Source organism: Comamonas sp. Z3, from assembly GCF_008121565.1.
Classification (GTDB): domain Bacteria; phylum Pseudomonadota; class Gammaproteobacteria; order Burkholderiales; family Burkholderiaceae_C; genus Comamonas; species Comamonas brasiliensis.
On sequence record NZ_VOQU01000001.1, the window covers coordinates 51474 to 70184 of the forward strand.

The window sequence follows — 18711 nt, forward strand, 5'->3', positions numbered from 1 at the left end:
AATTTGCACGCAGGGGTTGAAATACACCGGTAAGCGGACCATCTTCCGCTGATAAACCGAGGATACCTATGTCTGGACAAACCCCTTTGCCTTCCACCGAGCTGGATCTGCCGCTGCTGCCCTTGCGGGACGTGGTGGTGTTCCCGCATATGGTGATTCCGCTGTTTGTGGGGCGTGCCAAGAGCATCAAGGCTCTGGAGCTGGCCATGGAAGGCGATCGCCGCATCATGCTGGTGGCGCAGAAGACGGCCTCCAAGGACGAGCCTGCAGCGGAAGACATGTTTGATGTGGGCTGCGTGTCCACCATCTTGCAGATGCTCAAGCTGCCCGACGGCACCGTGAAGGTGCTGGTCGAGGGCCAGCAGCGTGCCCTGGTCAAGCAGATCACCGACGAAGAGTCTCATTTCACGGCGTCTGTGACGCCCGTGGAGGCTGATGACAATGCCCATGAGCAAAGCGAGATCGAAGCGCTGCGCCGTGCTGTGACCCAGCAGTTTGACCAGTATGTCAAGCTCAACAAGAAGATCCCCCAGGAGATTCTGACCTCGATCGCCAGCATTGACGATGCCGGTCGTCTGACTGACACCATCGCGGCGCACCTGCCTCTCAAGCTGGAGAGCAAGCAGGCAGTGCTGGATCTGGTGGACATCAAGGAGCGTCTGGAAAACCTGTTCGAGCAGCTCGAGCGCGAGGTGGACATCCTCAATGTCGACAAGCGCATCCGTGGTCGCGTCAAGCGTCAGATGGAGAAGAATCAGCGCGACTTCTATCTGAATGAGCAGGTCAAGGCCATCCAGAAGGAACTGGGCGAGGGCGAGGATGGTGCCGACATCGAGGAGATCGAGAAAAAGATCAAGCTCGCCAAGATGCCTGCCGAGGCCCGCAAGAAGGCCGAGGCCGAGCTCAAGAAGCTCAAGCTGATGTCGCCCATGTCGGCGGAAGCTTCGGTGGTGCGCAACTACATCGAAGTGCTGACCGGTCTGCCCTGGAGCAAGAAGACCAAGATCAAGCACAACCTGGCGAATGCCGAGGAAGTGCTGAACGAAGATCACTTCGGCCTGGAAAAGGTCAAGGACCGCATCCTCGAATATCTTGCCGTGCAGCAACGTGTGGACAAGGTCAAGGCCCCCATTCTGTGCCTGGTCGGACCTCCCGGCGTGGGCAAGACCTCGCTGGGGCAGTCCATTGCCAAGGCCACGGGCCGCAAGTACGTGCGCATGGCGCTGGGCGGCATGCGTGACGAGGCGGAAATCCGCGGTCACCGCCGTACCTATATCGGTGCCATGCCCGGTAAGGTGCTCCAGAGCCTGGAGAAGGTCGGCACGCGCAACCCTCTGTTCCTGCTGGACGAGATCGACAAGCTGGGCATGGATTTCCGTGGCGATCCATCGAGCGCACTGCTGGAGGTGCTGGACCCTGAGCAGAACAACAAGTTCGGCGACCACTATGTGGAGGTCGACTTCGACCTGTCCGACGTGATGTTTGTGGCGACCTCCAACTCCATGAACATTCCCTCGGCCTTGCTGGATCGCATGGAGGTGATTCGTCTGTCGGGCTACACCGAAGACGAAAAGACCAATATTGCCATCCGCTACCTGCTGCCCAAGCAACTCACCAACAATGGTGTCAAGGAGGGCGAGCTGGAGGTGACCGAAGCCGCTATCCGCGACATCGTGCGCTACTACACCCGCGAAGCAGGTGTGCGCTCGCTGGAGCGCGAGCTGTCCAAGATCTGCCGCAAGGTGGTCAAGGGCTTGCAGCTCGGCAAGCTCCAGCCCAAGGTGGAGGTGAATGCCGATAACCTCAACGACTATCTGGGCGTGCGCAAGTTCAGCTACGGCCGCGCAGAGCATGCCAATCAGGTGGGGCAGGTTGTGGGCCTGGCCTGGACCGAAGTCGGTGGCGATCTGCTGACCATCGAAGCCGCAACCATGCCTGGCAAGGGTGTCATCACCCGTACCGGCTCACTGGGCGACGTGATGAAGGAGTCGGTGGAAGCTGCCCGTACCGTGGTGCGCAGCCGCGCTCGTCTGCTCGGAATCAAGGATGAAGCCTTTGAGAAAAAGGACATCCATGTGCACGTGCCCGACGGCGCCACGCCCAAGGACGGTCCCAGTGCTGGTGCCGCCATGACGACGGCGTTTGTCTCGGCGCTCACGGGCATTCCCGTGCGTGCCGACGTGGCCATGACCGGTGAAATCACCTTGCGTGGCGAAGTCACGGCGATTGGTGGCCTCAAGGAAAAGCTGCTGGCGGCTCTGCGTGGTGGCATCAAGACCGTGCTGATTCCCGAAGAGAACGTCAAGGATTTGCAGGACATTCCCGATAACGTGAAGAGCGGTCTGGAGATCGTTCCTGTGAAGTGGATCGATCAGGTTCTCAAGGTGGCCCTGGAGCGTGTGCCCGATCCTTTGTCCGAGGAAGCGGTAGCCGCTGTAGCGGCCACCGATGCCAAGCCGGCCGAGGCAGCCATCAAGCATTAAGCTTGTTTTGTGAAAATTGTGGCGTTTTTTCTGGGAGGGCTCAGAACTGCGCTACAATTCATCCATCGCAGCAAACAACGTTGTACAATGTTGGGCTTCGGTAGATATGCGGGAATAGCTCAGTTGGTAGAGCGATACCTTGCCAAGGTATAGGTCGACGGTTCGAACCCGTTTTCCCGCTCCAGGTTTTCAGGACCTGTAGCAATACAGGTTCGCATCGGAAAGCGAGAGCTTTCTGAATGCGGGAATAGCTCAGTTGGTAGAGCGATACCTTGCCAAGGTATAGGTCGACGGTTCGAACCCGTTTTCCCGCTCCAGGTTTTCAGGACCTGTAGCAATACAGGTTCGCATCGGAAAGCGAGAGCTTTCTGAATGCGGGAATAGCTCAGTTGGTAGAGCGATACCTTGCCAAGGTATAGGTCGACGGTTCGAACCCGTTTTCCCGCTCCAGGTTTTTGTGATAGCGGCGCGATAGCAAAGCGGTTATGCCCCGGATTGCAAATCCGGTTAGACCAGTTCGACTCTGGTTCGCGCCTCCAGATTTCTCCAAGGAAATCAACAAGTTAGGCCTCCCAAAGCGGGAGGCCTTTTTTGTTTTCTTGCCTCGTTTGCAGTGAATTTCAGCTCGCTGCTACCCGGTTTAAGTAGCGTGCTACCCAGCAATCGGATCGTGCTGGGCGATGACATGAGTATCATGAATGCCATGGCAAGCATCCAACCACGCGGCAACAAGTTCCAACTTCGGGTAAAGCACAAGCTGCTTTCAAAGCCCTTTTTCTTCACGTTCGACACCGAGCAAGAGGCACGCGCATACGGGGACCAGCTTGAGGCAGTGCTGTCGCGCGGCATTGTTCCTTCCGAGCTGCTGGCTGTGCCGGAAAAGCGTGAAGACGACTTGGTGCTATCGCGGGTGATCCTTGAATACTGCAAGCAAGCCCCGGTTACTTCGTCCGACAGTGAATTGCTGGGGGTGCTGGTAAGCGAGGTTGCGGGCGTGCGAGTGTCAGGAGTCACATTCGCCTGGTGCAGCGACTATGTGAACCGCCTCAAGCGCGAAAAGAACCTTGCGCCAGGAAGCATCCGCAAGCGCATTGGCTCGCTTGGCCGCGTGCTTGACTGGCATATCAGGAAGACGACGCCGGTGGATGTCCAGCCCAAGGCAAACCCGCTGCGCCTTCTTCCGCGTGGATACAGCCTGTACTCTCAAGCCGATGTGGACGCCGGCGCGACCGTCAAGCGCGACAAGTCGCGCGATAGGCGTCTTGGGCCGGGTGACCATGAGCGCATTCTTTCGGCCCTGAGTGGGGTGAAGCGGGAGGACCGAGAGCGTGCGTTGGCGAATGACCCTGCTTTCACGCTGCTGTATTCGCTGATTGTCGATACCGGCATGCGCTTGTTTGAAGCGTACCGGCTGCGGGTGGACTCCATTGACCTGGAGCGAAACATCATCAATGTGGATGGTTCCAAGGGGCACCGGGGCGCGATCAAGTCGCGTGTGGTGCCCATCAAGCCAGTGCTGCGCGAACCGTTGCGCGAATGGTGCAAGGATCGCGTGGGCTTGGTATTCCCGTTCTGGGATGGAACTGAGAGTGAGCGTGCCAGAACATCAAACCGGCTGTCATCGCGGTTTGCATCGCTGTTCGGCTATGCAGGAGTGAAAGACTTCACAGAGCATGACTTGCGTCATGAAGCTACTTGCCGGTGGTTTGAATTGCGCAATCCCACTGGCTGGGTTTTTTCTGAAATTGAGGTATGCCGCATCATGGGCTGGTCAGACACCCGCATGGCGTTGCGCTACGCCAGTTTGCGAGGGTCTGACCTGTCTTCGCGCCTAGGTTAGATTTGGCAGGGTAGGCGGTGCGCGACGGCCGGCAGGCTTGCGAGTGACTGCCTTGGGCGCTGCAGCTTGCTGGATTTGGTTTTCCAACGCCTTGCGGTTCAGTGCCTCAAGCAATGCCACTCGTGGAAAGCGCCAGGATCTGCCAATCTTGATGCCTGGCAGTTCGTGCGCACGGGCTTGTGCTTGGATAGTTGATGGCTCGCAGTCGAGAAGCGCGGCTACCTCGTCTGCAGTGAGGATGTCGGACATCAGTGCTCTCCCTTCTGCAAATTCATTCGTGACTTGGCCGTAGCGGCCCGTAGATATAGGTTCCAAAGACGCAGGCCTTCAGCGCAGCGCGCCTGCTTCCCCGGCGTAGCGCCGGCAGCTATGCAGGTAGGGCAGTTGAAGTGGTGGGCTATGTAGGCCTTGTCTTCTGGCAGGCCCACGGTGCTGGCGCTGGTTGCCTGGGTCATGGCTTCATGAAAACGAGCCAGTGAGTCATTCCAGAGCGGCCACTGACTTGGCCGAACAAAGGCTTTTCAGATGTCAGGGCTAGGACTTCCTTCACTTTCACCTGCGTTTCGTTCCACTTGAACACTAAAGTTCCACCTGGCTCCAGCACGCGGAAGCACTCGAAAAAGCCTTGGCGCAAGTCTTCGCGCCAGTCTGGTCCCAGCTTTCCGTACTTGGCTCCAAGCCATGATTTCGGCCCTGCATGGACAAGGTGAGGCGGATCAAACGCCACCAGCTTGAAGGCCCCATCCGGGAAGGTCAGAGCGCGAAGGTCCATCAGACAGTCGGGCTCAATGCGCAGCACGCGCTGGCCAGACGCATTGCCGCGTGAGTTGTCGGTGACTGTGATGGTTTCGCTGCGCTGGTCTACGAACACGGCGCGCGGGTCTGCTTTGTCGAACCACATCATTCGACTGCCGCAGCAGGCATCAAGAACCGCTGGGTTCATGCGTTGCTCCAAAAAAGGAACCCCGCTCAGTGGCGGGGCTCGGGGTTGCGGTTTTGCTGCTTCTCTTGGCGAGCGCGGCGGATCTCTCGTTTAGATGGACGGGCCATTTCGTTTCTCCTGCATTCCGAATTCCTTGCCATCGCTGCCCCACATGGGTACGTACCGGCAGCTGTCACACCGGTGAAAGTCGTGGTACCCATTGCCGTCAGCGCGGTACGTCCCTTTCTTGCAGTGCGCGCACTGCAGACCGATGCGTGAGCGATACAGCTCATCCTTGGCCGCGATCAACGCTTCTTGTGCTGCAATGATTTCGCCATCTGTCAGGTGAGTGGGTGCCAGTGGCGCCGCGGCGATCATGGCGTCCAGCATTCGCTGCGGGAGTCCGTCAAGGCCATTTGCGCGGTGCAGAACCTTCACTGCAGCCCTGTGCATTTCTTCCGTGACCTTCCATGCCCGCGGCGCCTGGGCGCGCTGGGTGAGCGAATACTGCAGCGGGATAACGTCTTTGACCGTCTTGCAGCCGGGGCAGACATGGCGGTATCCCTTTCCCGGCGGGATGTAGAGGCCAGTCGGCGGTTCGTGCTCCGGATGGATGCACGTTTTGTCTGAGGGCAAGTCGAAGAACATCACTCGCCCCCTTGCGCTGCCAGGGAGGCGCGCCTGTCAGCCTCCTGGCCCTGTTGCCAGTACATATTCAGGGCCATTTCGATTGCATTCATTGCTGCACCTGCCGCCACGCCGCCATGCTTCCTGTTGTCCAGTGCATAGTGAAAATCGCGCACGGCTTGGCGCACCAATCGCAGCGCATCCTGCTCACTCGCTGCTAGTGCCGCATCCCGCGCGTCTGCCTGCGCCTGGGGCCTCGAGTAGAGGGGTACGTCTGTATCGCGCTTGTTTTCTTGATGCCGGATATGGCAATCCCAGCCATCCGCTGGGCGGTAGTTGCTGCTCGACAAGAAAGATGTAAGCACCTCGCTGTCGATGTATGCCACCGCCTGCGCGGGAAGTCCGGTAGCAGTAGCCAGCAGGGCGCGCAGCTTGGATTCGATGGCTTTCCATGCGGCGCGCTCTTTCGAGGTCCTGTCTTTTGCGCAATCAATTTCCTCTTGAGTTGCTTCAGAGTGTTGAGCGTCTAGCTCTGCCGCTCCGCGCAAATGGGATTCCATGCCCCATTCATCCACTAGCCCCATCAGTTCGCTGATGACTGCATCAGGCTCAGGCAGCACCACTGGCGCGGCTGCTGGGGTGGAATAGACAGAAACGTCCGGTTTCAGCTCCCCTGAAGTTGAAACGTAGGACCCTTGGGGCACTTGCGCATCTGGTGCCGGGGTGGCGGCAAGCGCGGCGCGGACTTTTCTGGCGAGGTCATCAGAGGCAACGCCATCGCCGTCTGCGCAATAGATCATCTGCGTGTGATCTTCGTTATGCACTTCTCCCAATCCAGGCGCGTGCCACCCATCAGGCACTGCCACGTCTGCTGCTGCGGACAGCTTGGCGCGAATTGGAGCAAGTCCCCTGATCTTTTCTGCACGCGCTTCGCCAGTTAGCGCCTGGGTAGGCACTGCCACGGCTGCGGGCGCTTCCTGTGCCCGGCCTTCGTCCAGGCCTGCATGCCATGCGGCTTGTTCTGCTGCGGCTGGCTCCTGAATCTGGTGCAGGCACTGCTTTGCTTCCATGGCTGCAGTCCAGCCATAGCGCATGGCCAGGCGCTCATTGCGCAGCTTCGGGTCATCCCAACTCGTGTCGTACTGACGCTCGAAAGCAGTGATCAGCGCGCAGGAAATGTTGTCTTGCATATAGGTGGCTCCCAGAATGAGAAAAGCCCGCGGCAGCGGGCTGGGGTGTTGGTTAGGTGACTGATGCCTGTTGCTTCACGTTGTCGTAGGCCTTGATTCCCCACGCGATGGCATAGCAGTTCCATAGGAAATGGAATTTGAATTCCTTGCAGTTCCACTCCCAGCAGTCATCCATCTGAAAGCCAGGCACGTCATCACATCGAAAGTCGCGGGCAGCGTCGTAGGCTCGTACTTCGCCATCATCGGCAGTCGATAGAACTTCATCGTTCAGAGCGCTCCAAAGCGCTGCCTTGTCGTCGCTGAATTGGTCGTGCTCCGCCTGGGTGCTGTATTCAGCATCGGGTTCACTGCACTCAACCCAGCTATCAAATGCCTCTTTGACATGCTCCCGAAAGCTATCGGCACTGAACTCCATGACATCCCTTGGTGCCGGTGCGAGCAGCTTCTCGTCCCAATAGCCAGGGTTGATTGCCAGTTGATCAGCGCGGCCTGTTTTGTTGTAGTGCTCTTGATCTGTGCGAAAGAACGTGAACATGTCCTGCAAGCGTCGGAATACGAAAGTTCCCATGTCGCCATCAATGCACAGCGTGCCAGGCCAAGTGATGATGTCGAACCAGTAGGCGCGGCTGGAGGGATCTTTGAACCGCAAATGACGGTTCACACCGTCGTCGCGCATGACTTCCATCTGGTGCGCTTGCGCATCCTTGAGGAAGCGATCCTCGGTGCATGCAATTTCTCGGGGCATTCGTGTCTCCAGAAAGCAAAAAGCCCGCTCAATGGCGGGCAGGTGATGGGTGGATAGGTAGTGACTGGTCGTCCTGACCAACGTCGGCTGAAGCGATGGCAAGCAGCGAGCCGTCTATAGACTGGGGATCCTTGTAGTCAGCAAGACGATCTGGGGTATAGCAATAGCTCCATCAGGTCTGTCTTGGCCACAACGGTGACAAGTCCAGCTGCCGCGAGTGCGCGTACAAAGCCGAACCCGTGCTGACGAGCGTTCTCCAGCTGTATCGCCGATTCCGGCTTCTTGTCATAGGCTGCGCGAACCCTGTCAACGATGATCTTCCAATCAGCGTGAAGATTTTCTGGCAACAGTTCGTAGCGATATGCCTGTACGGGTTGTGAAGCATTGCTCGCCATGTCTGCTCCTCGGTGACTCGGCCTATAGATTACGCTTCTTCATTCCTGGAACGCTTTCTATGGAATGAAAAAAGCGGGTGGTGGGCTGTGGTGATTACGAGTGAAACGCTCGTTGCGAGGGCGCTATGTGCTTTTGCTGTAGGGCATGTGGTAGCTTGGGTTTGCAACGGGATCGAGTTCGATGGATATATCCGGATAGTTGCCCCCGGATACGTGCACCCGATCTCGCCCAGCATTTTTGGCTTCGTAAAGAAGCCGATCGGCCTCTCGCAGGGCTTGATCTAATGGCGTGTTGCTGTCGAGCGCTGAAATCCCGAAGCTCAGGGTCAACGTGTAGCCTGATGGGAGAACTTCATTGTTCAAGCGGAGGTCGCGCTGGATGCGAAGGGCAATGGCCTCGGCATCTTTCAGTGAAATCTCCGTCAGCAAAAGCACAAACTCTTCCCCGCCGAACCGTGCGACAAGGTCGTTCTCCCGCACGCTGTCTTTAAGAGTCGTTGAAACCAGTTGCAGAACCTCATCGCCGCGCTTGTGGCCCCAGGAGTCGTTAATGCGCTTGAAGTGATCTATATCGCAGGCCAGCACGGCCATCGGATAGAGCCGTATGTCAGCGAGGCGCTGCTGGGCATATTCTTGAAAAGAGCGGCGATTCAGCAACTGGGTCAACGCATCAAGGTCTCGCTCACGTCGTAGCTTGTCTACCGTTTCCTTCGCGGCAATAGCAGTCATCACCAAGCTGAAGAGCAGCGCGAAGTTCAAGATGCTCACCAGCGTTAGGAGCCAGTAGGGCGACTTTGGCAATGACCGAAGATCCGAGTAGCCCAGCAGCCAGATCAAACCGGGCCGAGTGAAGGTATAGGTAGTGAATGCGATGCTTAGCCAGAGCAGCAATTTATCGAGCCAGTGTAAAGAGCTCATCCTTGAGCGGACCTGCAGGATAGGCAGCATTAGAACCAAGCCCGAGCCTATACTGAAGGAACAGATGCGAACCCAAGGAATCGGATTCACCCAGCTGAAGTGATACACAACGGCTAAGGTGACGATGGAGATCTGCAGTGCAATGTGCGGATGCGTTGATACACGCCACCTGTCCGCCCAGCACTTCGCAAGACACCAGGCTCCCAGCAGATAGATGCTGCCAATCAATAGCGCATAGCGCGTGAGCACCTCAAGGGGAATCAAGGTTTGAGCAGCGAGGGGCAGTGCCGTGAGCGAATAGGCGCAGGCTTGCCAAAACAGAAAGCGCTGGGATCGTTGGTTAAACCAAGCAACCATCAGGACGGCAGCAAGAACCAGTAGCGCCAGAGGTGGTGTCAGTACCAACAAGTTGTAATTCGCGGACATCTGACCAGAGCCTCCCCGATCAAAGAGCAATCATTTCAACCCTGAGCGTTAAACGGCGATCTGGAATCTCGATGCTCGTATTTTCGCTTTTGTCACAAATTATTACACCACCGCAGGCTGATAGATTGCTGTCAGCCGAACTCTTGTTACGAGCACAAAAGCAGCCAAAAGTCATCAAAAGCGGCCTCAGTTGCACGAATGAAAATCGTTCCAAATGTGTAGCCTTGTCTTCGCGGGTGGCACTGTGTGCAGATCAGATTTTTGATAACTCAGGCGACTACCTTTTTGATCTCTATCAACTGGACTTCCAGCCATCCCGCCTTGACGGCCAGCTCCTTGCATTGTTGAGCTGCCTCCTGAAGGATGTAGGGCTTGCTACGCACTGCAGTGCGCTTGGCTGTGCGCAGCCATGCGGTTTCATCAAACGGCTCCGGCGGTTTGCCTCCTGCCTTTTGCGCCATTTGGCAAAGCCGCTCGTGTGCCTGCTTTGCCTCATCCAGCAGACCAGGCGCGATACCTGAGACGCGCCAGCCCTTGTGTACGGACACAGGATCCGCCTTGGCAGTCAGGCGGCGCTGGCGTTCGAGCTCCATTCCTTGAGCTCGCATGGTGGCCATGCGGGAATCGGTGATGGGGTCGCCGTTGTGATTCACGAAAGTCAGACTCATGGAGGCCTCCAAAGAAAAAGCCCACCCATTGGTGGGCACATGGTTATTAGAAAAATCAATCCCAAGTCAGTAAACAATTCGTTACATTCAGCGCTTTGCTTTGTTCACCTGAGTACGGACCACGTATGGCACTTGATGATCGAACGCGCAGATTGCTTGAGGAGTGGGAGGTCAAGCACGGTCTGTCAGTCATCCAAAAGAGACTTGATATGGGCTTGTTTGAGTTCGACCGTGAGAAGCAAAAAAATTGCTATTTATGGCTTAAGGCACGCCGAGTCACTCCCTGGACTTCTATTGCTGGCCGACTTGCTTTCGGAAGTGCCGCAGTGGCTGCGTTAGCCGTTGCTTTCACATCTGCGCTGAGGTGATGGTTACCAGCTTGCGCTGGCAGCCAGCGTGGCGGGCAGGTCGCCCAGGCCTGTGCGGCCTTCTCCGCCAAGGGCTTCGATCAGGTCGGGAATCAGGCGCGACAGCTCACCGGTGGCAATCGCCACATCGGTATCAAAGCCGCTGTCGTCCTGGCTGTTGCCGTCCATGACGGCATCCAGCAGCGCAATGCTCTTGATCTGCAGGCCTTCGGTCAGCACAAAGCTCACACGGTCGTCCCAGGTCATCGCCAGCTTGGTCGGCAGCTTGCCTTGCTCGATGTGCTGGCGGACCTCATCAATATCCAGCGGGTGGCGTGCGTAGCGCACGACCGCCTTTGATTCGTCGCAGGCTTTCAGCTCTGTCTCGCGGTCGGCGGTGAAGCCGGCGGGCGGCTCCTGTGTCATCAGCCAATGCGCCATGGCGGCCTGCGGGCTGGTCTGGGTGTCCAGCAGGGCCAGGGCGAAGCCGGGCAGGCCTTCTACCAGCAGCGTCACCACCTCGTCGGCGCGGCCTTGAGCGCTGGTATCCAGCACCAGAGTGCGGGCCTGTGGATCGATCCAGACCCACATGCTGCCCTGCTTGGTGAAGGCCATGGGCAGCAGATCCAGCTTGGCCTCGTCCTTTAGCTCCTTCTTCTCCTTCTTGCCGGGCTTGCGGCCCTCAGTCTTTTCGATGTGCTCGGCCTTTTCGTTAACCTTGCGATTGAGCACGCTGGCCGGCAGCACCTTGGCCTCGGTCATGAAGCGCATGACCCATTGACCTGCCACGGACTCGACCAGCGGGCCGTGCTGCTCGCCGCGCGGTGGCTCCCAACCTACGGAGCGCTCCTGGGTCGCCCCGCACTCCTCAAACACTGTCTTTTGCAGGGCATCTTCCAGCGTCTGCAGATCGCTTTGCCAGCTTGCGGCAATGCGGTACATGGTCATGTTCTTGAACATCTGGGCTCCAAAAAGCGAATCCCGCTTGTCAGCGGGCTGTGTCGTCTGCGGGTTCAGGGAAAGGGATTCGCGTGCCTCTGGGGTAGTTCAGCTGGCCATGGGCCCGGCTGGGAAGCTCAAAGGCGCGGAAGCGGGAATCCGGGATGCCAGGGGTGCGCTGCAGCTCCTTGCCGTCATAGCAATCCGATGGCGGCGTGTAGCGCTCGCGGTCTGGCTGGTGCTGCTGGCTTTCGCGCTCGGCGCGCTCTGCATGGGAGAGGACTTGCCAGCCGCGCACGTTGAAGTCGCGGCTTGCTTCACTGGGATTTCTGCTCATTGAGTCACTTTCAGACATTGAACGGTGTGTTCATCCAGCCACTCGGCGTGCATGCCCGGGCAGGCAAAGGCATCGCGGGCAGCCATGTGGACTGTGCGGGCGGTGGATGGGGATTCGGTGGGCTCGTTATCTGCCTGAGCTGGGCCGGTGACCCAGAACAGCAGCAAGAGCACGGAGCAGGTGGCCAGCGCGAGCGCGCCAAGTTGCTTAGACATGGTTTTCATCCTCTTGAGGGTCGTCACCGCAATGCAGCGCACTGCGGTGAATGAGCAGGGAGCGATAGCCGGGGCTGTCGCCAGATGTCGTGCAGTCAATCTGGTGGACGGTGCCGCCTGCACGGGTGCGGCTGGTGACGGCGAAGGAGGGAAGCCCTGGCAAGTGCTCCAGGCCGGGGATGGGCTTTTCGCAGAGCAGGGGCGTGTAGCCGTTCTGTTTCGCCATGCGGGCGGCGATCTTGGGAGATACGCCGATGGCCTGACCTAGCCGCGCGGCGGTTGCTCCGGAGCCGAAGACTCTCAAGAATTCAAAGGGATCTTGAAAACGCATGAAATTGACCTCTAGCGCTTATCTATAAAGCGCATGCAGCTACCAAAATTGAGCCGATCGCGCTCACATCGGCCAGGCGTTGGGAGTCTTAGCGATCACCACGGCCACGCCAATCAGGCAGAAAAAGCCGAATAGGGTCAGGGCCCACTGCAGGGCGATCAGTAGCTTTGTTCCAGTGCTGGCGCGATCAGGAGCAGGGCGGCGATCAGCAGCGCGAGGGCTAGGGTGGGGATGTGCGGCCATTTCACAGGCCTCCCTTCTCGCGCAGGCGCTGAACCAGGTCTTCATCAACTGGGTAAGTAGTGCTTGTCATTTGAGGCGTCAGTCGGCGAAGGGGTCGGCCAAGGTGATGGGTTCGACGGGCGTGAGCTGGTCGCGCTTGCATTTGCCTTTCATGCGCCACTTGTGGGCGATGTGCTCAAAGCGCATGCCAAAGTCGGTGCGGCCATACATCAGGTTGAGGTGGTCGTGCACCTCTCGCCTTATACGAGCGTCGAACTTCATGAGCTCCAAGGCCATCTGCAGGTGCCTCTCGTCCAGTACGCGTAGATCTGTCAGGTCAAACTGGAAGCGATGGCCGTTGTAGAAGCTCAGCAGCATCCCGGCCGCAGCACGGGCGCCGCTGTGGCAGTGGCCATCAGCCAAGATGAAGAAGTAGGCAAGGATGCGCAGGGGATCCTGCTCGGGTGAAGACGTGGACATGTAGTCTCCTGTTGTGGGCAAAGAAAAAGCCCGCGAGCGGTTGCTGCGGGCTTGGATAAAGAGCCGGTGACCTTTCGGGTCTGCCTAGGGAATGGTTCAGAGAGGGAGGGAGGAGATAGGCCCCAGGCCCGGCGAAAAGGCGATGACGCAGCGTTCTACGGCCCGATGAGGGTCAGGCAGCAGAAATGCGCACTTGGGTTAATAAAAGGTTGCTGCGCCATCTGGCGTGACCACTGTCGCCACGGCGCAAAGCGCCGAGTTCTCAATTGCCGCCAGCCCAGGCCCATTCCTGTGCTGTCGTACCTGCTCGAGCAGTCACGCCAGATAGCCCCCGCTACTTTCCCGGGGTGTTCATGATGGGCACCTAAGACCGGTGCAATTACCCTCTTGCAGTATTCCAGCCGGGCCTTGCAGGCCTGGTTTGTAAGAACCGGGGAGCCGACCCCCGGCACCATCAAGAAAAAGAGCGGATCACCCGGCTTGCGGTCTGTCGGTGGCGGCATCTCGGATTGCCAAACTCCACGCCCGGTTGCAGTTTTTCAGTGCCGCGCTCTTTCTTGATGGCCCCGCTATAGCCCTGCGGGGAAGGGCACATGCAGGCCGCATGCAGGCTAAATGCTCACATTTTTGAATCTCCGTTGCTAACGTGGGCGGCTATTCATTCAGCAAGTGCGCCTTGATGAATGGCCCGAAAAATGGGTTGTCGCCTTTTTTGTATTCCAGGCGGATGCGGTCGCCAGGGTGAAAGCCACCAGGCGGCGCGATATGGGCATCCACTCGAACGTCAAACCCCATGTCTCCACTGCGCACAGTCAGGCTCCAGGCTCCGCTGACGAATTGCTCGGCGCATTGCACTGTGGCGCCCAGGAAAGAAGTCTGCAGAGTGGCTGTCACCAACTCGTCCTGCTTTTTGGCAGGAATCAGGTTGCCCGCCTTCTTAGGCAGCTCAGCCCACGCAAGGGTTTCGTCGGGGCCCTCGTTGTCGCGCAGCGGGCGAAGTTCGATATCACGATAGACGACCGTGTTTCGCGGGTCGGGAGGGCAAGTGCGGTCGCCAAACTTGAAGGTTGAGAGGGGGCGCCCAACCCAGTCGGCAGGGATCGAGTGAGCTCCCGGTGTGGCGCGGCCGAGGATTTCCAGCAGACAGCCGTTGTTGACGGGGTACTCCAAGTCGTTGACGACGATAGCCAAATCACCAGGCTTGCACTGCATTATTTCTCCAATCACTGTGTATTTGTACAGTATCTTAGGGCGAGGTATGGGTCTGGTCAACGTTTAAATATCACTTGATACGGTCGGGTTCTGAGTACTAAAACGATCATTTAGCTGGAAAAGCTGCATATCTGTAGCGATCAATCCGCAGCTCCGCACGCGATGCTGTGGGTTGATCCCGGGTAACGCCCCGGGCGGCGCCGCTGTCGCGGTGGGCTTTTCTTTTCTTGGCATCCCTGTATGCCTCACCCCCGTACTTAGCCCCAGGGTCTGGACTTCGCGTGACCTTTGATGTTCCTGTTGCCGATCCCATCCAGGGGCAGAGCAGTACTGACTACAGCGCACGACGACCTTTTCTATCCCGCTATCGCCCGCGGTGCCCTGTGTTTACCCAGCCGTGCTGCTGCATGAACCTGGGCGCTGGCTCGATCACTTTGCACCCGTCGCACTGGTTTGGCGACGGGATTGAATGTATCAAATGATATTGATTTAAGCAATATCAAAAGATACTTTTTTGACGAAAAAAAAGCCGACAACTGTCGGCTGGTTACATCATTAGGTCTTCAACTTCCGGCGGTCATGGCCTCATTCGCTTCATGAAGCATGCTGGCAATGAGGCGCAGAGTCGTGTGCAGACTCGCGTTATCGTCCTTGATGTTCATTGCGCAGAGCTCGGCCAAGTCTGCAGCCGTTTCCAGCCGCCCTCGGCAGAATGCTTCCCGCTCTTGCTTGGTAGCAAGGCACAGCGTCCCTCCTCCATGGTGGAAAAGCTGTATGGACTCCTCTGAGGAGGGGCTGCTGCTCACAAATACCTCATGAAAATACTGTTGTTCCGTACAGTATTCATGGGCGAAGCGAGTTTGTCAATTTGTCGGAAAGTCAAAAAATCGGGCGTTACGCGCGTGTTTGTGGCAGCTCCAGCATGCCGCGCAGCAGGTTTTCTATGCGTCTAACCTCAGCGGGCTCCAGTTTTGCAATAGCTGCTACCACTTCCCGCGATAGTGCACGCTCTTGGAATTTTGTGTCGCTAAACCAGCCCGTGGCGCCAGGCAGTTGCTCGCAGAGAACGATAGTTTTTTCAGTGATCGGCCGAATGCCAGAAATCATGTGGTTCACGTAACCACCATCTTTGTACCCCAGCGCACGACCCAAGGCGGCACGCCCACCCATGTGATCAGCTAACGCAGCTAGGCGCTCGCGTCTGAAGGTGTCAACAGCATCTTTGTCCATCCGAACAGGATAGACAGGCCGTATCTTATGGTACAGATCTGACGACATATCAAAAGGTACGCAATAAGTATCAAAAGATATAGAATCGGCGCATGAGCAAACTTACGCCATGCCCTGAATTGAGGACGTACCTTGAGTCCGAAGGTGCGCTATCCATAGCCCAGCTCCGCGAGAGTGTTGGCGCGAAGAAAGACGACCAGATTCGTCATTGGCGGGATGGCATTCGCCGCCCAAAGCCGATAACTGCGGTTGCCATTGAGCAGGCAACGCAGGGGGCCGTCCCGCGCCAAGTTTGGTATCCCAAAGACTGGGAGCAAATTTGGCCTGAGCTGGCGCAGCCATCCACCCAAGAAAAGGAGGTGGGCGGCAATGACTGACACCACCAAGCGCATTGCGCAACTCACTCACCTGTCCAAGGCCCAGAACACGGCGCTTGCTGCTGTTCTGGACGCGCTCAAGGGTCTGCCTCCCGAGGACGCGCAGGAGGTCTTGGACCATGCGATCGAGCACCTGGCTGCCGATGATCAACCCCCGATGTTCGCCCGCGGCATCGCAGGCCCCCTGGGAAAGCTGATCTGCGCCGTCAAAACCAAGATTGATGACGTCACCTATGGCCTGTGGCTGCAGTACTGCGCTGCGCGCGGCCTGGATACCGCATGCGTGCTGCGCGACTGCATCTACGCCCTGGTGCACGGCAAGACGTATCGGCAAATGGTGATGGAGAAGATGAACCATGAAGCCAATCGTATTGATGCAATCGCTCGGCTCATAGGTCCATTTGGGGCCCCCGAACTCATGGGGGACCGCAAGCAATGAATCTGACCACGAATATGACGCCGACGGCCGTGCCGCTGACGATGAGCAGCCGCGAGATTGCAGATTTGGTTGATGCACGCCATAACGATGTGGTCGCCACCATCTTGCGTTTGTTCAGCAAGGGGCTTTTGCGATCAAGTCGTAAAACCCGCCGCGAGGTAACCGGCGGTCGTCCGATTGATGTCTACGACCTGATTGAGCGTGATACGCATCTGGTTGTCTCTGGCTATAGCGACGAGCACCGCGCCCGAGTTATTGACCGCTGGCAAGCGCTGGAGGCCCGACAGAGCCCCGCACTGCCAAACTTTGCAGATCCAGTGGCCGCCGCGCGCGCCTGGGCTGACGCGAAGGAAGGCGAGCAGATCGCAGTTGCTCAGCTGGCGCAAGCTGCGCCCAAGGTGCACTTCTTCGACAAGGTGGTCGAACGCACCACACTGATGACCGCCACGCAGATCGCCCAGAAGCTGGGCATGTCTGCCATCAAGCTGAACAAGTATCTGGACGAGCTGGGCATCTATGCCATGGGCGTGAAGCGCGCTCGCGTTTTCAAGCAGTGGGTGATCGACAAGGGCTACGGCGAGCTGAAACAAACGGAGCTGGGCTATTCGCAGCCGCTGTTTACCACCGCAGGCGAGGCATGGATTGTCGAGCGCCTGACCAGCGAGGGGGTTGCCTGATGATGAAGCAACACACCACCCCCCGCACACACAAGGCGCGGCTGGCGCAGGAAGGCAGCGCCAGCGCATGAGCCTTTCCGCATCCCTGACCAATGTCGGCCATCCCGTGGCCTATTACCCGCGCCTGGCGCGCTTCTTTGGCTCCGTGAACGTGGCCATTCTGTTTGCGCAGCTGCACTACTGGAGCCAGCGCGGCGAGAGCGATCTGGGTACGCACAAGAGCTCTGAGCAGTTCACCGAGGAAACCGGCCTTTCCTACCGTGAGCAGGTCACAGCGCGCAAGCAACTGCGCGAGGCTGGCTTTCTAGTTGAGACACACCGCCGCCTTGAGCACCGTGTCTATTACCGCCTGAATTTGGAGGCCGTTGACGCTGCTTTTGATGCCTGGACCGAGGCACAGACAAAAGCGCATTCCCCGAACGACGAAAACGCATTTCGGGAACAACCTAAACCGCAGTCCGGGGATGACGCCGAACGCAGTCCGGGGGCGGCTGATTCGTCGCTCGACGAACTGCGCCAAACGCAGTCCGTTATTAATACAGAGACTCCACATAAGACTCCTACAGAGACTCCCTCTATTGCAGCCCAGGCTGGCGCCAAGGCTGCGAAGGGTAAAGAGCCAAAGAAGGCGAAGGAGGTCAAGGAGCCCAAAGAGGTCAAGCCCATGATGGTGAAAGCCCCCAACGGAGTGACCCATGTCATCCCTGGTGAGCTGCGCTACCCCGGCGAGAGCACCAAGAGCCACAAGACCTGGGTGGCCTATGCGATTGCCTACCAGGGCCGCTACAAGGACTGGCCTCTGTGGAACGAGTCCGTTGCTGGGCAAATCACGCGGTTCATCGACAAGGTGGGCGCCGAGCGCGCGCCCCGCATTGCCGTGCACTACGTCCGCCGCGTTGAAGAGAAATTCATCTGCGATCAACTGCACCCGGTGAGCCTGCTGTTGAGCCATGCCCAGAAGTGGGTCACCCAGCAGCAGACCGGTGCGAGCACGCCGCCCCCATCCCTGGCCCCGGCTGCAAGCCACAAGTTCGCTGGCGCTGGCAAAGCCATTTTTGACGGGATCGATCTATGAGCCGCAGCTACGAGATTGCAGATCTGGCCCAGCGTGCGCTGTATGGCGGCGAGCAACAGGGCCAAGCACAGCGCCCAGAGGCATCCATCCGCACCCGCAAGCTGTTCGTGGTGCTGCAAAGCGCCTACGGCACTGCCTTCCTGGCCAAGTTCAGCACCGGCGAGCTCAACGAGCGCCGCGAGGACAAGGGCATGCGAGCCGCGCAGCTGGTCTGGGATGCAGCCCTGGCGGAATTTGCGGATGACGTGATCGAGGCCGCTTCCAAAAACATTCAGCGTGAGTGCCCGGAGTTCCCGCCAAGCCTTCCGCAGTTCGCAAAGGTCTGCGAAGCCCTGACACCGCGTAAGAACTACTTTGAGGAGCACGGACTGCCCATGTTGCCACCGCCCAAGGTGGAGCGCCTGCTGGATGTTCCGGTCGAGCTCAAGGGCGACAGCAAGGACTGGGCTCGGAAGATCGTCGCGCGCATCAACCATGGCGATCAGACGGTGACGCGGCACAGCCGCATGGCCGCAATGGAGGCCCTGGGCCTGAACAGGCAGCAGGAGGGCAGGTGATGAATGCAAAGCGATTTACCAACGCACTACCTAGCAGCCAGGGACCATCTGGTGCAGCT

Annotated in this window: 22 protein-coding genes and 4 tRNA genes; 11 read left to right on the forward strand and 15 right to left on the reverse strand. The window is 58.3% G+C overall.

The window, feature by feature from the left end; genetic code table 11:
- Positions 1–68 precede the first annotated feature (68 nt).
- The 6 genes from lon (at position 69) to FSY59_RS00270 (ending at position 4323) form a co-directional block, all read left to right on the forward strand.
- Complete coding sequence (lon, locus tag FSY59_RS00245) at positions 69–2483, forward strand: endopeptidase La (protein ID WP_003057502.1); 2415 nt, start codon at positions 69–71, stop codon at positions 2481–2483.
- Positions 2484–2591: 108 nt separating this feature from the next.
- Positions 2592–2667 (forward strand) — tRNA-Gly (locus FSY59_RS00250).
- Between the two features lie 57 nt (positions 2668–2724).
- Positions 2725–2800 (forward strand) — tRNA-Gly (locus FSY59_RS00255).
- A 57-nt stretch (positions 2801–2857) separates the two neighbouring features.
- Positions 2858–2933 (forward strand) — tRNA-Gly (locus FSY59_RS00260).
- Positions 2934–2948: 15 nt separating this feature from the next.
- Positions 2949–3022: transfer RNA gene (locus FSY59_RS00265), tRNA-Cys, on the forward strand.
- Between the two features lie 146 nt (positions 3023–3168).
- Positions 3169–4323 (forward strand): site-specific integrase, encoded by a 1155-nt coding sequence (locus tag FSY59_RS00270; RefSeq protein WP_148728238.1) that lies wholly within the window; start codon positions 3169–3171, stop codon positions 4321–4323.
- Here the strand turns inward: FSY59_RS00270 and FSY59_RS00275 are convergent.
- The 15 genes from FSY59_RS00275 to FSY59_RS00355 all read right to left on the reverse strand — a co-directional run bounded on the left by FSY59_RS00275 (position 4315) and on the right by FSY59_RS00355 (position 15527).
- Positions 4315–4572 carry a helix-turn-helix domain-containing protein gene (locus tag FSY59_RS00275; protein WP_148728239.1) on the reverse strand — a complete coding sequence of 86 codons (258 nt, stop codon included), beginning with the start codon at positions 4570–4572 and terminating at the stop codon, positions 4315–4317. The two genes, FSY59_RS00270 and FSY59_RS00275, sit on opposite strands and share 9 nt — an antisense overlap.
- Before the next feature lie 202 nt (positions 4573–4774).
- Positions 4775–5266 carry a class I SAM-dependent methyltransferase gene (locus FSY59_RS00285; RefSeq protein WP_148728240.1) on the reverse strand — a complete coding sequence of 164 codons (492 nt, stop codon included), beginning with the start codon at positions 5264–5266 and terminating at the stop codon, positions 4775–4777.
- 90 nt (positions 5267–5356) lie between these two features.
- Complete coding sequence (locus FSY59_RS00290) at positions 5357–5893, reverse strand: hypothetical protein (protein ID WP_148728241.1); 537 nt, start codon at positions 5891–5893, stop codon at positions 5357–5359.
- Positions 5893–7062 (reverse strand): hypothetical protein, encoded by a 1170-nt coding sequence (locus tag FSY59_RS00295; RefSeq protein WP_148728242.1) that lies wholly within the window; start codon positions 7060–7062, stop codon positions 5893–5895. Before FSY59_RS00295 ends, FSY59_RS00290 begins: the two co-directional genes overlap by 1 nt.
- Positions 7063–7114: 52 nt before the next feature.
- Entirely contained in the window at positions 7115–7807 is a 693-nt protein-coding gene (locus FSY59_RS00300; RefSeq protein ID WP_046462749.1) for a hypothetical protein, read from the reverse strand.
- A gap of 137 nt (positions 7808–7944) precedes the next feature.
- On the reverse strand, positions 7945–8202 hold the full coding sequence (locus FSY59_RS00305) for a hypothetical protein (protein WP_148728243.1): 258 nt from the start codon (positions 8200–8202) through the stop codon (positions 7945–7947).
- A gap of 123 nt (positions 8203–8325) precedes the next feature.
- The gene (locus tag FSY59_RS00310; protein ID WP_046462748.1) at positions 8326–9546 is read right to left on the reverse strand and encodes a GGDEF domain-containing protein; all 1221 of its coding nucleotides are present in this window, start codon (positions 9544–9546) and stop codon (positions 8326–8328) included.
- A gap of 269 nt (positions 9547–9815) precedes the next feature.
- Positions 9816–10214, reverse strand: coding sequence for a hypothetical protein (locus FSY59_RS00315; protein WP_034380784.1), 399 nt, complete (start codon positions 10212–10214; stop codon positions 9816–9818).
- A 371-nt stretch (positions 10215–10585) separates the two neighbouring features.
- A complete protein-coding gene (locus FSY59_RS00320) occupies positions 10586–11521 on the reverse strand; it encodes a recombination-associated protein RdgC (RefSeq protein WP_148728244.1) in 936 nt (311 codons plus the stop codon).
- 28 nt (positions 11522–11549) lie between these two features.
- The gene (locus FSY59_RS00325) at positions 11550–11837 is read right to left on the reverse strand and encodes a hypothetical protein (protein WP_050874959.1); all 288 of its coding nucleotides are present in this window, start codon (positions 11835–11837) and stop codon (positions 11550–11552) included.
- Positions 11834–12052, reverse strand: a complete 219-nt coding sequence (locus tag FSY59_RS00330) for a hypothetical protein (RefSeq protein ID WP_148728245.1) — start codon at positions 12050–12052, stop codon at positions 11834–11836. Before FSY59_RS00330 ends, FSY59_RS00325 begins: the two co-directional genes overlap by 4 nt.
- Positions 12045–12383, reverse strand: a complete 339-nt coding sequence (locus FSY59_RS00335; RefSeq protein WP_148728246.1) for a hypothetical protein — start codon at positions 12381–12383, stop codon at positions 12045–12047. The genes FSY59_RS00330 and FSY59_RS00335 overlap by 8 nt, the downstream gene beginning before the upstream one ends.
- A 321-nt stretch (positions 12384–12704) precedes the next feature.
- Positions 12705–13085: a hypothetical protein gene (locus tag FSY59_RS00345; RefSeq protein ID WP_148728248.1), complete on the reverse strand. Its 381-nt coding sequence runs from the start codon at positions 13083–13085 to the stop codon at positions 12705–12707.
- A gap of 654 nt (positions 13086–13739) precedes the next feature.
- Complete coding sequence (locus FSY59_RS00350; protein ID WP_148728249.1) at positions 13740–14297, reverse strand: hypothetical protein; 558 nt, start codon at positions 14295–14297, stop codon at positions 13740–13742.
- 894 nt (positions 14298–15191) lie between these two features.
- Positions 15192–15527, reverse strand: coding sequence for a hypothetical protein (locus tag FSY59_RS00355; RefSeq protein ID WP_148728250.1), 336 nt, complete (start codon positions 15525–15527; stop codon positions 15192–15194).
- 92 nt (positions 15528–15619) lie between these two features.
- Here FSY59_RS00355 and FSY59_RS00360 point away from each other — a divergent pair, with 92 nt between their 5' ends.
- From FSY59_RS00360 to FSY59_RS00380, 5 genes are all read left to right on the forward strand, one after another.
- Complete coding sequence (locus tag FSY59_RS00360; protein ID WP_148728251.1) at positions 15620–15904, forward strand: hypothetical protein; 285 nt, start codon at positions 15620–15622, stop codon at positions 15902–15904.
- On the forward strand, positions 15897–16343 hold the full coding sequence (locus tag FSY59_RS27585) for a hypothetical protein (RefSeq protein WP_255439071.1): 447 nt from the start codon (positions 15897–15899) through the stop codon (positions 16341–16343). The genes FSY59_RS00360 and FSY59_RS27585 overlap by 8 nt, the downstream gene beginning before the upstream one ends.
- Positions 16344–16357: 14 nt before the next feature.
- Positions 16358–17020 carry a phage antirepressor KilAC domain-containing protein gene (locus tag FSY59_RS00370; RefSeq protein ID WP_222864286.1) on the forward strand — a complete coding sequence of 221 codons (663 nt, stop codon included), beginning with the start codon at positions 16358–16360 and terminating at the stop codon, positions 17018–17020.
- A gap of 67 nt (positions 17021–17087) precedes the next feature.
- Positions 17088–18095 carry a hypothetical protein gene (locus tag FSY59_RS00375; protein WP_148728252.1) on the forward strand — a complete coding sequence of 336 codons (1008 nt, stop codon included), beginning with the start codon at positions 17088–17090 and terminating at the stop codon, positions 18093–18095.
- A complete protein-coding gene (locus FSY59_RS00380) occupies positions 18092–18652 on the forward strand; it encodes a hypothetical protein (protein WP_255439074.1) in 561 nt (186 codons plus the stop codon). The genes FSY59_RS00375 and FSY59_RS00380 overlap by 4 nt, the downstream gene beginning before the upstream one ends.
- Positions 18653–18711: the final 59 nt, after the last annotated feature.

Coding starts and splice junctions, on each gene's coding strand:
- lon (WP_003057502.1), top strand. CDS start 69: ATGTCTGGACAAACCCCTTTGCCTTCCACCGAGCTGGATCTGCCGCTG.
- FSY59_RS00270 (WP_148728238.1), top strand. CDS start 3,169: ATGAGTATCATGAATGCCATGGCAAGCATCCAACCACGCGGCAACAAG.
- FSY59_RS00275 (WP_148728239.1), bottom strand. CDS start 4,572: ATGTCCGACATCCTCACTGCAGACGAGGTAGCCGCGCTTCTCGACTGC.
- FSY59_RS00285 (WP_148728240.1), bottom strand. CDS start 5,266: ATGAACCCAGCGGTTCTTGATGCCTGCTGCGGCAGTCGAATGATGTGG.
- FSY59_RS00290 (WP_148728241.1), bottom strand. CDS start 5,893: ATGTTCTTCGACTTGCCCTCAGACAAAACGTGCATCCATCCGGAGCAC.
- FSY59_RS00295 (WP_148728242.1), bottom strand. CDS start 7,062: ATGCAAGACAACATTTCCTGCGCGCTGATCACTGCTTTCGAGCGTCAG.
- FSY59_RS00300 (WP_046462749.1), bottom strand. CDS start 7,807: ATGCCCCGAGAAATTGCATGCACCGAGGATCGCTTCCTCAAGGATGCG.
- FSY59_RS00305 (WP_148728243.1), bottom strand. CDS start 8,202: ATGGCGAGCAATGCTTCACAACCCGTACAGGCATATCGCTACGAACTG.
- FSY59_RS00310 (WP_046462748.1), bottom strand. CDS start 9,546: ATGTCCGCGAATTACAACTTGTTGGTACTGACACCACCTCTGGCGCTA.
- FSY59_RS00315 (WP_034380784.1), bottom strand. CDS start 10,214: ATGAGTCTGACTTTCGTGAATCACAACGGCGACCCCATCACCGATTCC.
- FSY59_RS00320 (WP_148728244.1), bottom strand. CDS start 11,521: ATGTTCAAGAACATGACCATGTACCGCATTGCCGCAAGCTGGCAAAGC.
- FSY59_RS00325 (WP_050874959.1), bottom strand. CDS start 11,837: ATGAGCAGAAATCCCAGTGAAGCAAGCCGCGACTTCAACGTGCGCGGC.
- FSY59_RS00330 (WP_148728245.1), bottom strand. CDS start 12,052: ATGTCTAAGCAACTTGGCGCGCTCGCGCTGGCCACCTGCTCCGTGCTC.
- FSY59_RS00335 (WP_148728246.1), bottom strand. CDS start 12,383: ATGCGTTTTCAAGATCCCTTTGAATTCTTGAGAGTCTTCGGCTCCGGA.
- FSY59_RS00345 (WP_148728248.1), bottom strand. CDS start 13,085: ATGTCCACGTCTTCACCCGAGCAGGATCCCCTGCGCATCCTTGCCTAC.
- FSY59_RS00350 (WP_148728249.1), bottom strand. CDS start 14,297: ATGCAGTGCAAGCCTGGTGATTTGGCTATCGTCGTCAACGACTTGGAG.
- FSY59_RS00355 (WP_148728250.1), bottom strand. CDS start 15,527: ATGGACAAAGATGCTGTTGACACCTTCAGACGCGAGCGCCTAGCTGCG.
- FSY59_RS00360 (WP_148728251.1), top strand. CDS start 15,620: ATGAGCAAACTTACGCCATGCCCTGAATTGAGGACGTACCTTGAGTCC.
- FSY59_RS27585 (WP_255439071.1), top strand. CDS start 15,897: ATGACTGACACCACCAAGCGCATTGCGCAACTCACTCACCTGTCCAAG.
- FSY59_RS00370 (WP_222864286.1), top strand. CDS start 16,358: ATGACGCCGACGGCCGTGCCGCTGACGATGAGCAGCCGCGAGATTGCA.
- FSY59_RS00375 (WP_148728252.1), top strand. CDS start 17,088: ATGAGCCTTTCCGCATCCCTGACCAATGTCGGCCATCCCGTGGCCTAT.
- FSY59_RS00380 (WP_255439074.1), top strand. CDS start 18,092: ATGAGCCGCAGCTACGAGATTGCAGATCTGGCCCAGCGTGCGCTGTAT.